The following is a 13909-nucleotide window of genomic DNA, read 5'->3' on the forward strand; positions in this document are numbered from 1 at the left end:
TACCCGCTACCAGCGTCGGGCCTGCGGGCCCGGCGTCGCGGCAGGAAGTCGCACGCCGCCTGAATCGGGCGTGCCATCAAGAACAGGAAGTGGGGGATTGGCTTGAAGTGCACCTCTTTGGCGACACATATTTCAGTGGCCGTTCTGGCACTGGGCATCACACCGCTCTACAGCCTGCCGGCACATGCCGCAGACACCCTCGAACCCGGGCTCAAGGTCATCAGCCCGAGCCGCTTGGAAACCCGCCCCGAGCAGACCGCTCGGCCGCATCCACGCAATGTCGCCAGGCCTGCGATTGCGTCCGCTGCAACGGCGGCGGGGGCCAGGCTCGACGATTCCGATCTGGCCGCGCCGGTCTCCGGCACTCAGCTGGGCCTGGTCCAGGCCGTCCGCCTGGCGGTGGAATGGCATCCGAGCATCGGCGAGGCGATCGGCACCCTGTACCAGCAGGGTGAAGGCATCAACGTGGCGCGTGCCGGCTACTATCCACGCATCACCGGCGGGCTGCGTGGTGGTCTCGACAGTTCCTACGGTGGCAATGGCACCAGCCAGGCGGTGAACATCTCGCTCAAGCAGATGCTCTACGACTTCGGCAAGGTCGACAGTGCGGTCGACGTCGCCAAGGCCCGCGTCGCCCGCAGTCAGGCACAGGTACTGCTGAGCATCGATCAGGTGGCACGCGACACCTCCCAGGCCTACATCGAGGTGCAGCGCTATCAACGCCTGCTGCAGGTCGCTCGCGAGCAGATCAAGGGCATCGCCGGCATTGCCGAGCTGGCACGTCAGCGCAGCGACATGGGCGCCGCCACGCGTTCGGACGTGGTCCAGGCCAGGTCCCGTGAAGACGGCGCACGTGCCACCCTGCTGCAATACCAGGCGCTGTACAACCGCTGGCGAGCCAACCTGATCAACCTGGTCGGTCGCGCCGCGCCGTTCGACGTCAACGACGACTTTCCGCCGTCGCTGCTGGCCTCCTGCAACGCTGCAGAGCCGGACATGAACGCCTTGCCCGGCATTCTGGTAGCCAACGCGCAACGGGTCGAGGCCCAGGCGGCCATTCGCCAGGCCCGCGCCGATGGGCTGCCGACGCTGTCGGTCGACCCCACGCTGAACCACTACCTGGACAGCAACTACAACAGCAACAATTCCAATATCGACCGTACCCAGGCAGGCATCTTCATCAACCTCGACGTGCCGTTCTACCAGGGCGGTGCCACCACCGCGCGTACCGCCGCAGCTACCTATGCCCTGACTGCCGCCGACTCGGCCGAAGATGCCGCCCGCCTGCAGGCCCGCCAGGGCTTGTTCGAAGCGAAGGCGCAAACTGCCAGCCTGGACCGCCGGCTCGGCTCGCTGCAGTCGCGCCAAGGCAGCATCTCCGAAGCCCGCGAGCTGTACGGCCAGCAATACCTGGAGTTGGGCACGCGGCCACTGCTCGACCTGCTCAACGCCGAGCAGGAGATCCACCAGTCGCGCTTCGACCTGGCCAATACCGAAGCTGATCTGCGCCGCCTGCAGGTCGACTGTCTGTACAGCACTGGCGCCCTGCGCAGTGCCTACCGGATCGATCAAAGCACCATCCAAGGCGTGGAGATATTGCCATGAACGATGCCGTGAACCTGCCCCTGGACGCGGAATCGGTACAACCCGCGCAAACCTTCTCGCGCCAGGACTACCGGGTCTGGCTCGACGCGATCCTCGGTGTGGCGCGTCACTACCGCCTGGAGTGCTCGGCGGAAAACGTGCGTATCGCATCGCTGCGTGCCGACGATTCCAGCGTCGAGGACGTCCTGCGGCAGATGGCCCGGCAGGCCGGCCTGACGATCAAGTTCGCCCGCTACGACCCCACCACCCTGACCCAGTGGCGCACGCCGCTGGTGGTGCAGCTCAAGGACGGTCAGGTCGGCATCGTCCAGGTGCTCGGCGACGACGAGCAGATCGGCATCGCCTATAGCGGCGACCAAGGGCTGCAGAGCAGCATCGACCGCCAGACCCTGCTCGACAACGCCCTGCGCACGGTGATACTGCGTCCGGCGCGGCCGGTCAGCGACGTGCGCACCAACGACTACATCAAACCCTACGACGAGCACTGGTTCCGCAAGATCGTGCTGCGCGACCTCAGGCCCTACGGGCACGTCATGCTGGCCTCGCTGGTGGCCAACATCCTTGGTCTGGGCGGGGTGTTGTTCTCCATGCAGGTATACGACCGGGTGATCCCGGCCGAATCGCTGCCCACCCTGTACGTGCTGTTCGGCGGCGTGCTGCTGGCGATCACCTTCGACTTCATCATGCGCATCATGCGCATGAAGATCACCGACCTGCTGGGCAAGCGCGCGGACCTGCGTGTCAGCGACCTGGTCTTCGGCCACGCGATGCGCCTGCGCAACTCGGCACGGCCCAAGTCCACCGGTTCGTTCATCTCGCAGCTGCGCGAACTCGAGTCGCTGCGTGACCTGATCACCTCCAGCACTGCCACGGCCCTGGCCGACCTGCCGTTCTTCCTGATTTTCCTGGTGGTGTTCTACCTGATCGGCGGGCCACTGGTGCTGATTCCCCTGTGCGCACTGGTGGCGATGGTGGTGCCTGGGCTGATGGCCCAGCGCAAGCTGGCGCGGTTGGCCAACGAATCCATGCGCGAATCAGCGCTGCGCAACGCCATGCTGGTAGAAACCGTGCAGGGAATGGACGACATCAAGAGCCTGCAGGCCGAGCAGCGCTTCCAGCAGCAATGGAACCACTACAACGCCGTGGCAGCCGACAGCAGCCTGCGCCTGCGTACCTTGACCAACGGCCTGGTGGCCTGGACGCAGAACGTGCAGAGCGCGGTGTTCGCTATCGTCATCGTGTTCGGCGCGCCCATGGTGATTGCCGGCGACCTCACCACCGGTAGCCTGGTGGCCGCCTCGATTCTGGCCTCGCGGATGATGGCGCCGGTGTCGCAGCTGACCCATGTGCTGACCCGCTGGCAGCAGGCCAAGGTTGCCCTGGAAGGGCTCAACCGCCTGATGCTGTTGCCGGTCGATCACCCCGAAGGTGCCCAACGCGTGCACCTGCCGGTGATCGGCGGCCGCTACGAGCTCAAGCGCGCCAGCTTCAAGTACAGCGAGGAGTCGCGCACTCCGGCACTGACCGTCAACGAGTTGAGCATCGCGCCGGGCGAGCGCATCGCCGTGCTTGGCCGCAACGGTGCCGGCAAGTCGACCTTGCTCCAGGCACTGGCCGGCGGCCTGGACCTGAGCGGCGGCAGCATCAGCCTCGACGGCGTCGCCCTGGGCCATATCGACCCTGCCGACGTGCGCCGCGACATCGGCCTGCTCACGCAGAACTCGCGGCTGTTCCACGGCAGCCTGCGTGAGAACCTGATCATGGGCGCCGGGCAGGCGTCGGACCAGGAGATCATCGCGGCACTGGAAATCACTGGCGCGCTGGATTTCGTGCGCCAGTGCCCGACTGGCATGGATCACTTGATTCTCGAAGGCGGCCTCGGCCTGTCGGGTGGTCAGCGCCAGTCGCTGTTGCTGTCGCGCCTGCTGATCCGCCAGCCGCACATCCTGTTGCTCGACGAACCCACTGCATCGCTGGACGAAACCACCGAACGCCGGCTGATCCAGAACCTGGCGACCTGGGGCCAGGGCCGCACGATCATCGTGGCCACCCACCGCACCAGCGTGCTGGCCCTGGTCGACCGGATCATCGTGGTCGACAACGGTCAGGTGGTGATCGACGACACCAAGGAAAACGCCATCGCCAGACTGTCGCGTCCCAAGGGCGCGGCTCAATGAAGGAGGGCAGGGCAATGGATACAGGCAAGTCTTTCAAGGTGCTGGGCTCCGGTGAATTCAAGCGCATCCCGCTGCTCAGCGAAGACGGTGCGCCGGGCCAGTCGTATTACCAGGACGGTGTCGACGACTCCACCGTGGTGCGCGCGACCCGCGTGGTGTGGGTCGCGGTGGCGATGCTGCTGGCGTTCTTCGTCTGGGCATTCTTCTTCGAGGTCGTGGAAGTCTCCACCGGCACCGGCAAAGTCATTCCCAGCTCGCGGGAACAGCTGATCCAGTCGCTCGAAGGCGGCATCGTGGCCGAGATGAACGTCACCGAAGGGGCAATCGTCGAACGCGGTCAGGTGCTGGCCCAGCTGGACCCGACCAAGACCGAATCCAACTTCGGCGAGAGCGCGGCGAAATACCGCGCGACCTTGGCCAGTGTTGCCCGCCTGCAGGCCGAAGTCGGGCTCAAGCCCCTGAAGTTCCCGGCCGAGCTCGACGCCTATCCGGCCTTGCTCAAGGCCGAAACCGAGCTGTACAACGTCCGCCGTCGTGGTCTGGACGACTCGCTGGCCGGCATCAACGAATCCCTGCGGCTGGTGCGCAGCGAATTGCAGATCACCGAAAACCTGGCCAGAACCGGTGCTGCCAGCCGGGTGGAAGTACTGCGCCTGAATCGGCAGCGCTCAGAGCTCGAGCTCAAGCTCACCGAAGCCCGCTCCGACTACATGGTGCGTGCCCGCGAGGAGCTGGCCAAGGCCAATGCCGATGTGGAAACCCTGACCGCGGTGCTCAAGGGCCGCTCCGATTCGGTGTCGCGCCTGACCCTGCGCTCGCCCGTGCGTGGCATCGTCAAGGACATCGAAGTCACCACCATCGGCGGCGTGGTGCCGCCCAATGGCCAATTGATGCAGATCGTGCCGCTGGACGAGCGCTTGCTGATCGAAGCGAGAATTTCACCCCGCGATATCGCTTTCATTCATCCCGATCAGCAAGCCAAGGTAAAGATCACCGCCTATGACTATTCGATCTACGGCGGGCTCGACGGCCGGGTGGTGACCATCTCGCCCGATACCATCCAGGATGAAGTGAAACCCGAGGTGTTCTATTACCGAGTGTTCATCCGCACCGATTCCGACTCGCTGGAGAACAAGGCCGGGAAGAAGTTTGCCATCGTCCCCGGCATGATCGCCACGGTCGACATCACCACAGGCCACAAGACAGTGCTGGATTATTTGATAAAGCCGCTGAACAGGGCCAAGGAAGCCCTGCGCGAACGCTAGGAAGAGCAGGGGGGCTCGGCAGCCTGGCCCCCCGGCGATTTCCAGCTCGGGCAATACGCCGAACGCACCACCTGGGCCAGGCAATAGCCGCGGTTGCGTACCGAGCGGATCAGGCGTTCGCCACCGCTGCATTGGCCAAACTTGCTTTGCAGGCGGCTCAGGGACATTTCCAGACCGTTGTACTGGCTGGGGTTCTTGCCCAGTCCGGCGATCAGCGCTTCCTTGCTGACCACCCGCTCGCTGCTGAAGGCGAGCAGGCTCAGCAGCGAGCACTCGGTACGCGTCAAGGCCACGCTGATGCCATTCTGGGTCAGGGTTCGGTCGATGTCGTTGAACCACCAGCGGCCGTGTGCGAGCTGCGCATCATCCGCTGTTTGATGGGCCGTATAGAGCTGCGTATAGACGGAAGAATATTTGTTGCCAAGGTCCGTAGGCATGGGGTCGTTCCTTCAAAACGTGGTGCTGGATCCAATTTCTCTATCAATTCAAGGCTAGTACGCTTTGAAAAAATCGCCAATGGCCATCGGTCAGTCGAAAAACGCTTTTCAGCGAAAGGCGATGGGCGGGGGCGAGATGCAGCCGCGAATCAGGCGGTAGCCGGTGCCGCGTACGCTCTGGATGACATGGGTGCCGAAGGCTCGGCGAATGCTGCTGCGCAGGCGACTGACGAATTTCTCCACCACCCGCACGTCGTAGGTGCGCATATTAAGCCCCAGCAGTTGCGCCAGATCGTCGAAGCTCAGCTGGTGATGAGGGGCGTAGAGCAGCGCCAGGACCACCTGAACCTGCACAAAGGTCAGGTCCAGGCGTCGCGTCGCGTCTTCCAGGCACAGACGTACGGGATCCAGCACCGGTGGGGCCAGATTCCAGTAGTCGGGGTTCTGGAACAGCGCGAGATAGAAGGCTTCGCGCTCCTGCTCCGGGCCCGGCAATCGCAGCACGTGGTCGGCCCCTGCGTGTTGGTAGGCTTGGCGAATGGCGGGGTCGGCGCCGGTCAGGGCGACCAGCACCGACGCCCAGCTGTTGCCTCGACGGATGTCGTCGACCCAGCGGACGCCCTGTTGTCGTTCGCCACGGGCAGGCTCGACGAGAATGGCCTTGTGCCGGCTCTTTTCGTAGTCGAATGTCGGCTGCAAGTCCGGCTGCAGGCCCTCGACGGGCAGGGAAAGGTGGTGAAGGCAGCGCTCGAGCGAGTCGCTCCGTGAGGTATCGCTGCAAAGCATGAGAAGACGCGGTTCAAGCGGGTGAAACAGTGCAGCCAAAACATCCATGTGTATCATTCCTGCTGTTCGCCGAGCCGACGAACAAGGCGCAGCATCGAGCTGCTTGGATCCAAGTCACTACACTGTGTACTGGCGCTACGCTATCGGCAAGCGACTTGTTCGCAACGCTTCCTGCAGGTGGCTTGTCACCCGCCCGCTGCGTTGCGTATTTTGTGTACATCGCCGAGTACGGCATTGAGCGTCAAGGGCAGAGAAATGAGTAGCGAAGGACTGCGTACGGTCGCCGAGCGTTTGAGCGGTGTCGATGAAATCGAATGCGTCACACCTGATCTCAATGGCGTACCGCGAGGCAAGGTCATGACGGCAGAAGGGTTCCTGGAGGGTCGTCGTCTGCAACTGGCCAGCGGCGTGCTGCTGCAATGCATCATGGGCGGTTATCCGCCCAGCCGCTACTACGGCGCCGACGACGGCGACGTCGCACTGGTGGCCGACCTGACTCGGTTGCAGCGCCTGCCCTGGAGCGAGCCGGCCCGTGCCTGGGTGGTCTGCGATGCCGAGGAGTTGAGCGGCGGGTTTTCTGCGCTGTCGACCCGCGGCCTGCTCAAGACAGTGGTTGCACGCTATGAGCGCCTGGGCTTGGCCCCGGTGGTAGCGACCGAGCTGGAATTCTTCGTCTTCGCCGCCAATCCCGACCCGTTACTGCCGTTCCAGGCGCCGATCGGGCTGGATGGCCGACGCGAGGATGGCAGCAGTGCGTTCAGCGTGGGGTCCAACAATGGCTTGCGGCCGTTTTTCAACGAGGTCTATCGCAGCATGGCAGCGCTGGGGCTGCCGCGCGACACGGTGATGCACGAAATGGGCGTCAGCCAGTTCGAGATCAACCTGCTGCATGGTGATCCGCTGCTGCTCGCCGACCAGACTTTCCTGTTCAAGCACCTGCTCAAGGAAGTCGGGCTCAAGCATGGGTTGAGCGTGGTATGCATGGCCAAGCCGCTGGCACGGGTGGCTGGCAGTTCAATGCACATCCACCAGAGCGTCGTGGCACTGGACACCGGCCTGAACGTGTTCAACGATGCCCATGACCAGCCCACCGACACCTTCCGTCATTTCATCGGCGGGCAACAGGCGGCCATGGCCGATTTCACGGCGCTGCTGGCGCCCAACGTGAATTCCTACCAGCGCCTGTGTCAGCCCTATGCGTCGCCCAACAATGCCTGCTGGTCCCATGACAACCGCGCCGCCGGGCTGCGCATACCGGCCAGCGCTGCCTGCGCCCGCAGGGTCGAGAACCGTCTGCCCGGCGCCGATGCCAATCCCTACCTGGCCATCGCCGCCAGCCTCGCCGCCGGCCTGCACGGCATCGAACACCGGCTCGAGCCCTCGCAGCCCATGCAGGGCGACCTTGCCGTGCCGGAAGAATTGTCGTTGCCATGTACCTTGCATGCGGCCCTGGAGCGTCTCAAGCGCAGCCCGTTGGCCAGGGAACTGTTCGGCAATGTGTTCATCGAAGGCTACATTGCGACCAAGACCCTGGAGCTGGCGAGTTTCTTCGACGAAATCACTCCTTGGGAACGCCGGGTGCTGGCGGCCCAAGCTTGATCCTGCAACAGCTTGTATGCAGGTGACGATTTTCCCCGCCGCGCTCAGCCGAGGTGGCGGAAAAGGGCGTTGCCTGTGAACCGATCGTTCCGACACCCTTTACCGCGGACCTGCAATGCGCCAAATCTGGAAAAACTTTCGAGCCCTGTACTTCGCCTCACTGATGATGCTGATCGGCTCTGGCTTGTTGAGTACCTACCTGGCCCTGCGCCTGTCGGCCGAGCAGGTCGACAGCCTGTGGGTGGGTGCGCTGATGGCCGCCAACTATTTCGGCCTGGCCCTGGGCGGCAAGATCGGCCACAGGTTGATCGCCCGCGTGGGCCATATCCGTGCCTATGCCACCTGCGCCGGTATCGTCGGCGCCGCCGTGCTGGGCCATGGCCTGGTGAACTACCTGCCAGCCTGGCTGTTCCTGCGGGTCATCGTCGGTCTGGGCATGATGTGCCAGTACATGGTGATCGAAAGCTGGCTCAACGAGCAGGCCGACAGCAAGCAGCGCGGAGCGGTGTTCAGCGGCTACATGATCGCTTCCTACCTGGGCCTGGTCCTGGGCCAGCTGATTCTGGTGGTGCATCCGCAACTGGGGCTGGAACTGCTCATGCTGGTCGCGCTGTGCTTCGCCCTGTGCCTGGTGCCGGTGGCCCTGACGCGGCGGATTCACCCGGCGCCCATGCACCCGGCGCCCATGGAGCCACGCTTCTTCATCAGTCGCGTGCCGCAGTCACTGAGCACCGTGCTTGGCTCAGGCCTGATCGTCGGTTCGTTCTACGGTCTGGCGCCGCTATACGCCTCGGCGCAAGGCCTGAGCACGGAGCAGGTCGGCCTGTTCATGGGTTCGTGCATTTTCGCCGGGTTGCTGGTGCAGTGGCCGCTGGGCTGGCTGTCGGACCGTTATGACCGTGCGCTGCTGATCCGCTGCGTGGCCGTCGGTATCGCCGTCGCCGCATTGCCCTTGGCGCTGATTCCAGCTGTGCCGCTGGAGGTGCTGTTCGCAGCCGGCTTCCTGGTGTCGCTGCTGCAGTTCTCGCTGTACCCACTGGCCGTGGCGTTTTCCAACGACCACGTCGAGGCCGATCGACGAGTCTCGCTGACCGCCATGCTGTTGGTAACCTACGGTGTGGGCGCCTGTATCGGCCCATTGGTGGCAGGGGTGCTGATGAAGCAGTTCGGCAGCCAGATGCTGTATGCCTTCTTCAGCTTTTTCGCCGTGGTGCTGGTATGGCGGATCAGGCCGAAGGCAGTGACCAACCTGCACGTCGTGGACGACGCACCGTTGCATCACGTGGCCATGCCGGCCGCCAACTCGCCGTTGGCCGCAGCGTTGGACCCGCGGGTGGATGAGCACATGGTGCAGGAACAGATGCAGAACACCGAACCTGCCGAAGAAGAGCCGGTCAAGGCTGGCTAGGGTGCCGCCGGGCCGCGCTCGGGGCGCGGCCCGGGTTTAGAAATCGTCCCGGTCGAAGCGCTGTGCGTCGCGCTGCAACTGATGCACGAAGCGCTCGAGCTGCCGCTGCATCAGCCCCGGGATATTGTGGAAGCGCACGCCCACGAAAGTGGTGTCGATGCGCTCCTCGAAATGCAGGTGGCGCAGCTCGACCGCCGTATTCATGGCGCCGAAGGGAAGGCCGGCGCTGAAGCGCTCGTAGATCTGCCCCAGCTGTAACCGCTCGGCGATGTCGCCCTCGAAGCGCAGCTTGCAGCCATGGGCCGAGATGTCGAGCAGCTTGCCCACCAGCGTGCTCTTCAGCCGACTGCCGGCGATTTCCACATCGACCAGTTGCGACAACTTGAGTGCGGCACGAAAGGCATTGCGGCGCTGGTGGTAGACCACCTGGCCAGGCAGCGCGCCGACATAGCAGCGGCTGCCCTGCTTCTGGGTGATGGTCCAGTGGCCATGGCTTTCCCAGGCAACGCGCACGCCGTCATGAAAGCCTTCGACCTTGAACCCTTCACCTGCTTCCAGGTATTTCTCGCCTTCGCGGGGAATCATTTCATCAAGGACGATGCGCAGGTTGTCCCGGTCCACTTCCACCAGAAAGCTCTGGCAGCGCAGGGTGCGCTCGTGAAAAGTGATGATCAGGGGGTCGTGGCTTTCCTGGAGCATGCGCAGGTTGGCGGCGACTTCCAGGGGTGTGGCAAGCACCTTGGGCGGTTGCGGTGCGTCTTCCACGTTCGATGCGTTTGACACGTTCTGGTCTACTCCGGGGAACGCACAGGTCAGGCCTGGCTGAGGGCGCGGTAGGTGGCCATTCGCGCGGTCGAGCCACGGCTGTTGTAGAGCGACGGTGGCTCGGCGCCAGTAAGTATGCGGATCTGGTTGGCGGTCGCCACCTGCTGGCGCACGATGCCTTGGCCCACCTGTGCATTGATGGCCTGGCACTGTGCGAGCAACTGACTCAACGCATCGCCCCGGGCCAGCAACGCATCGCCCAGGTGCGACTGGCGCGCCAGCGCCTGCAGCCCGTCGCGATCGGCGGACAGGCCGAGCTGCATGAGCAGGTGGCTGCGCCGGCGTCCGTTCTGCTCGAGCAACACGATCAACGACTGCTTCTGCGCCAGAATCGTTTCCAGAAGCTCCATGTCGCGGCTTTGCAACGCCAGCGACTCGTCGCGCAGCAGCTCGAGCAGCTGCCCTGCGTACGGGAGGTCTTCTTCAATCAGCTGCAACAGCGTTTGATCGTGCATGGTGAGCCCTGGCGTTGACGCGTCCAGAAACCCCGGCGCCTAGACTGGGCTAGCGCTGGGCTTCGAAATTGAGCATTTTGCTGGCAACGCGCTCGCTGTCGACTTTATAGCTGCCCTCGGCGATAGCCTGCTTGAGCTCGGCGACGCGGGCGCTGTTGACAGTGGGCTGATCGCTCAGCTTGTCGGTGATTTTCTGCATTTGCTGGGCCTGATCGCTCAAGGTGACCGGTTCCCCGCTCTTCACGGCGGGCGTGCTTGGCACGGCCGTGTCGGCGGCCACTTCCTTGGCAGCGCTGGTACGCGAAGTACCCTGCACTGACGGCGAGTTGCCCACTCGGTTGAAGTCGATAACCATTGTTCTGAACCTCTGGGTATTTGGACGCTTGCCTTGTTTTCGGCCAAATCCCGATTAACTTTAGGCGCTGTTTCGCAAATGCCCGATGCCGCGGCTACGGGCCCGTGTAGGCCCCTAGTGTAGGAAAACTCCGGTTCGCCGGCCAGCTTTTACATCGCCACTTCCACTTGTCCAGGCCCGGTGACGCGCGCCTTGACCACCCGTTTGGAGTTCAGGTTGCGTACGCGTATCTGCTCGCTCATGCCGCCCTGCGCCAGCGCTTCGCCCGGCATGCGGACCGCCAGGGTGCCGCTGCGGGCAATGATCACCACCTGATCACCCTTGAGCACCAGCGCCTGTTGTTCGAGGAATACCGGCGTGAGCACCTGGTCGATCACCGTCGGTCGGATCAGCTTCATGCCCACGGCCTCGTCCAGCGAGACCAGGAAGCCTTGACCCATCGCGCCGACGTCGCGTTCGCGCAACGCCACGTCGGCCTCCGTCAACACGCTGTCGCGCTTCAAGGGTCGGGTGGTGGTCACCACCTCGCGAAACAGCCGGACCTGCGCCGGAACGAATACCGTCCACGGCGCAGCGCCTTCGCAGCGCACTCGTACGGTCACTCGGCCCATCGGTTGCGCCGGGCTTTCCAGGGTGGCCGACAGCTGCCGATCGCAACCGGGCATGCGCAGACGCGGGTCGAGGTTGTTCACTTCGATCTCGTAGCGGCCCTGGATTTGCGAGGTCGCCAGATAATCTTCAACAGTGAACTCAAGAAAACCCTGGGTGACACCGATAAGCTGTTCGGGCAATGTGACATTGTCGGCGCGCGCCGCACTGCCGAGCACCGCGCCACCCACCGTGGCAACGGCCCAGAATAAATACGCGGCGATGTGTCGAGAAACTGTCGTTTTTGCGTTCATGCAGTGCTAATAGCAAGGCCCGTGCCGATATCGAGCGGGTCGCAAGAGGAGTTTGGGCATGGCGGGTGTAATGGATTCGGTGAACCAGCGCACGCAGCTGGTTGGGCAGAATCGCCTGGAGCTGTTGTTGTTTCGCCTCAATGGCAAGCAGCTCTACGGGATCAACGTCTTCAAGGTCAGGGAGGTGCTGCAATGCCCCAAACTGACGGTATTGCCGAAGTCCAACCCGGTGGTTCGCGGCGTGGCCAACATCCGTGGCGCGACCATCCCGATCCTCGATCTGGACATGGCCACGGGTGCTGCGGGCCTTGTGGCATCGACCGATACCTTCGTCATCATCACCGAGTACAACACCAAGATTCAGGGCTTTCTGGTGCATTCGGTGGAACGCATCGTCAACATGAACTGGGAAGAGATCCATCCACCACCCCGGGGTACCGGCCGCGATCACTACCTGACGGCCGTCACCCGCGTGGATAACCAGTTGGTGGAGATCATCGACGTCGAGAAAATCCTCGCCGAAGTAGCGCCGACCTCCGAAGCGATCTCGGTTGGCGTGGTCGACGAGGAGACGCACAGCAAGGCCGTTTCCCTGCGCGTGTTGACCGTCGACGATTCATCGGTGGCACGCAAGCAGGTGACCCGTTGCCTGCAGACCGTGGGGGTAGAAGTGGTGGCCTTGAACGACGGCCGTCAGGCGCTGGAGTATCTGCGCAAGATGGTCGACGAGGGCAAGCGTCCGGAGGAGGAATTCCTCATGCTGATCTCCGACATCGAGATGCCGGAGATGGACGGCTACACGCTGACCGCCGAGATCCGCAGCGACCCACGCATGCAGAAGCTGCACATCATTCTGCATACGTCGTTGTCAGGGGTGTTCAACCAGGCCATGGTCAAGAAGGTCGGCGCCGACGATTTCCTTGCCAAGTTCCGCCCCGACGACCTGGCGGCACGGGTCGTCGATCGCATCAAGGCAGCAGTATGAATGCCGGGCGCCAGCGCCCGGCCTACCGAACCAGCAAGAGGCGGCACCGTGTCTACGGGTAATTTGGATTTTGATCAGTTCCGGGTCTTCCTGGAAAAAGCCTGTGGCATTCTCTTGGGCGAGAACAAGCAGTACCTCGTTGCCAGCCGCCTGAACAAGCTGATGGAGCAGCAGGGCATCAAGTCCCTGGGCGAACTGGTGCAGCGTATCCAGACCCAGCCGCGCAGCGGTCTGCGCGAGCAGGTGGTGGACGCCATGACCACCAACGAAACCCTGTGGTTTCGCGACACCTATCCCTTCGAAGTGATGAAGAACAAGGTTTTGCCCGAAAGCATCAAGGCCAGCCCAGGCGCACGCCTGCGTATCTGGTCGGCGGCGTGCTCGTCCGGTCAGGAACCCTATTCGCTGTCGATGACCATCGACGAATTCGAGCGCAGCAACCTGGGGCAGTTGAAGTCTGGCGTGCAGATCGTTGCCACCGACCTGTCCGGCAGCATGCTGACCAACTGCAAGAGTGGTGAGTACGACAGCCTGGCGATCGGCCGCGGCCTCTCCCAGGAGCGGCTGCAGCGCTACTTCGATCCCAAGACGCCGGGGCGCTGGGCGGTCAAGGCGCCCATCCGCAGTCGCGTCGAGTTTCGTGCGTTCAACCTGCTCGACAGCTATGCGGCGTTGGGCAAGTTCGACATCGTGTTCTGCCGCAACGTGCTGATCTACTTTTCCGCACAGGTCAAGAAAGACATCCTCACCCGTATTCATGGCACCCTCAAGCCGGGCGGCTACCTGTTCCTGGGTGCGTCCGAAGCCTTGAACGGCTTGCCCGAGCTGTATCAGATGGTGCAGTGCAGCCCCGGCATCATCTACCAGGCCAAGTGATCTTGCGCCTGGCGCGCCCCCTTCACCCAGGCGTGCGACCAAGGCGCACGGGCGGCAATTTTTCTGGCGCCAGCGTTGCCGCTTTTCCCCTCCAGCGGAAATTTCTTGCCGCTTTTCTGGCATCACCCAACGCCTGATAGGCCCGCAACCCGCATGGGACGGGCTTTTTGAGACTTGGCACACTGATTGCTATCTATCCTGCACGAACCATCTGGTCTGCCGCATAGGTACCAA

General features: G+C 63.4%; 13 protein-coding genes. 7 read left to right on the forward strand and 6 right to left on the reverse strand.

Annotated features, from left to right (window positions below; translation table 11 throughout):
* Window positions 1-117 precede the first annotated feature (117 nt).
* Genes IFT75_RS03200 through IFT75_RS03210 form a run of 3 tightly spaced genes read left to right on the forward strand, consistent with a single transcriptional unit; the run spans window position 118 to window position 5047 of the window.
* Window positions 118-1605 (forward strand): TolC family outer membrane protein, encoded by a 1488-nt coding sequence (locus IFT75_RS03200; protein ID WP_446731051.1) that lies wholly within the window; start codon window positions 118-120, stop codon window positions 1603-1605.
* Window positions 1602-3782 (forward strand): type I secretion system permease/ATPase, encoded by a 2181-nt coding sequence (locus tag IFT75_RS03205; protein WP_192053313.1) that lies wholly within the window; start codon window positions 1602-1604, stop codon window positions 3780-3782. Before IFT75_RS03200 ends, IFT75_RS03205 begins: the two co-directional genes overlap by 4 nt.
* Before the next feature lie 14 nt (window positions 3783-3796).
* Window positions 3797-5047 (forward strand): HlyD family type I secretion periplasmic adaptor subunit, encoded by a 1251-nt coding sequence (locus tag IFT75_RS03210; protein WP_122713729.1) that lies wholly within the window; start codon window positions 3797-3799, stop codon window positions 5045-5047.
* Here the strand turns inward: IFT75_RS03210 and IFT75_RS03215 are convergent.
* Entirely contained in the window at window positions 5044-5484 is a 441-nt protein-coding gene (locus IFT75_RS03215) for a winged helix-turn-helix domain-containing protein (protein ID WP_185794495.1), read from the reverse strand. The two genes, IFT75_RS03210 and IFT75_RS03215, sit on opposite strands and share 4 nt — an antisense overlap.
* Window positions 5485-5592: 108 nt before the next feature.
* Window positions 5593-6318 (reverse strand): helix-turn-helix domain-containing protein, encoded by a 726-nt coding sequence (locus tag IFT75_RS03220; RefSeq protein ID WP_163007416.1) that lies wholly within the window; start codon window positions 6316-6318, stop codon window positions 5593-5595.
* Between the two features lie 309 nt (window positions 6319-6627).
* On the opposite strand from IFT75_RS03220, the gene IFT75_RS03225 reads away from it, so the two are divergent.
* Together IFT75_RS03225 and IFT75_RS03230 are read left to right on the forward strand one after the other, a co-directional pair.
* Window positions 6628-7869 carry a glutamine synthetase family protein gene (locus tag IFT75_RS03225; protein ID WP_192053442.1) on the forward strand — a complete coding sequence of 414 codons (1242 nt, stop codon included), beginning with the start codon at window positions 6628-6630 and terminating at the stop codon, window positions 7867-7869.
* A 115-nt stretch (window positions 7870-7984) separates the two neighbouring features.
* Complete coding sequence (locus IFT75_RS03230) at window positions 7985-9277, forward strand: MFS transporter (protein ID WP_122475958.1); 1293 nt, start codon at window positions 7985-7987, stop codon at window positions 9275-9277.
* Between the two features lie 36 nt (window positions 9278-9313).
* Here IFT75_RS03230 and IFT75_RS03235 read toward each other — a convergent pair whose 3' ends face one another.
* The 4 genes from IFT75_RS03235 to flgA all read right to left on the reverse strand — a co-directional run bounded on the left by IFT75_RS03235 (window position 9314) and on the right by flgA (window position 11814).
* Window positions 9314-10060: a flagellar brake protein gene (locus IFT75_RS03235; protein ID WP_122475956.1), complete on the reverse strand. Its 747-nt coding sequence runs from the start codon at window positions 10058-10060 to the stop codon at window positions 9314-9316.
* Window positions 10061-10089: 29 nt separating this feature from the next.
* Window positions 10090-10557: a flagella synthesis protein FlgN gene (locus IFT75_RS03240; protein ID WP_122475954.1), complete on the reverse strand. Its 468-nt coding sequence runs from the start codon at window positions 10555-10557 to the stop codon at window positions 10090-10092.
* 49 nt (window positions 10558-10606) lie between these two features.
* Window positions 10607-10912 carry a flagellar biosynthesis anti-sigma factor FlgM gene (gene flgM, locus IFT75_RS03245; RefSeq protein ID WP_122713722.1) on the reverse strand — a complete coding sequence of 102 codons (306 nt, stop codon included), beginning with the start codon at window positions 10910-10912 and terminating at the stop codon, window positions 10607-10609.
* 149 nt (window positions 10913-11061) lie between these two features.
* On the reverse strand, window positions 11062-11814 hold the full coding sequence (gene flgA, locus IFT75_RS03250; protein ID WP_122713721.1) for a flagellar basal body P-ring formation chaperone FlgA: 753 nt from the start codon (window positions 11812-11814) through the stop codon (window positions 11062-11064).
* A gap of 58 nt (window positions 11815-11872) precedes the next feature.
* Between flgA and IFT75_RS03255 the strand changes: the two genes are divergently transcribed.
* Together IFT75_RS03255 and cheR are read left to right on the forward strand one after the other, a co-directional pair.
* Window positions 11873-12799, forward strand: coding sequence for a chemotaxis protein CheV (locus tag IFT75_RS03255; protein WP_122475949.1), 927 nt, complete (start codon window positions 11873-11875; stop codon window positions 12797-12799).
* A 48-nt stretch (window positions 12800-12847) separates the two neighbouring features.
* Window positions 12848-13675, forward strand: a complete 828-nt coding sequence (gene cheR / locus IFT75_RS03260; RefSeq protein WP_122476757.1) for a protein-glutamate O-methyltransferase CheR — start codon at window positions 12848-12850, stop codon at window positions 13673-13675.
* Window positions 13676-13909 lie beyond the last annotated feature (234 nt).

The sequence above is a fragment of the Pseudomonas sp. CFBP 8758 genome (assembly GCF_014841725.1).
Lineage (GTDB): Bacteria > Pseudomonadota > Gammaproteobacteria > Pseudomonadales > Pseudomonadaceae > Aquipseudomonas > Aquipseudomonas baltica.

Bases quoted from the DNA above. Each gene is read 5' to 3' on its own strand.
- IFT75_RS03205 (WP_192053313.1), top strand. From the start codon at position 1,602: ATGAACGATGCCGTGAACCTGCCCCTGGACGCGGAATCGGTACAACCC.
- IFT75_RS03210 (WP_122713729.1), top strand. From the start codon at position 3,797: ATGGATACAGGCAAGTCTTTCAAGGTGCTGGGCTCCGGTGAATTCAAG.
- IFT75_RS03215 (WP_185794495.1), bottom strand. From the start codon at position 5,484: ATGCCTACGGACCTTGGCAACAAATATTCTTCCGTCTATACGCAGCTC.
- IFT75_RS03220 (WP_163007416.1), bottom strand. From the start codon at position 6,318: ATGGATGTTTTGGCTGCACTGTTTCACCCGCTTGAACCGCGTCTTCTC.
- IFT75_RS03225 (WP_192053442.1), top strand. From the start codon at position 6,628: ATGACGGCAGAAGGGTTCCTGGAGGGTCGTCGTCTGCAACTGGCCAGC.
- IFT75_RS03230 (WP_122475958.1), top strand. From the start codon at position 7,985: ATGCGCCAAATCTGGAAAAACTTTCGAGCCCTGTACTTCGCCTCACTG.
- IFT75_RS03240 (WP_122475954.1), bottom strand. From the start codon at position 10,557: ATGCACGATCAAACGCTGTTGCAGCTGATTGAAGAAGACCTCCCGTAC.
- flgM (WP_122713722.1), bottom strand. From the start codon at position 10,912: ATGGTTATCGACTTCAACCGAGTGGGCAACTCGCCGTCAGTGCAGGGT.
- flgA (WP_122713721.1), bottom strand. From the start codon at position 11,814: ATGAACGCAAAAACGACAGTTTCTCGACACATCGCCGCGTATTTATTC.
- IFT75_RS03255 (WP_122475949.1), top strand. From the start codon at position 11,873: ATGGCGGGTGTAATGGATTCGGTGAACCAGCGCACGCAGCTGGTTGGG.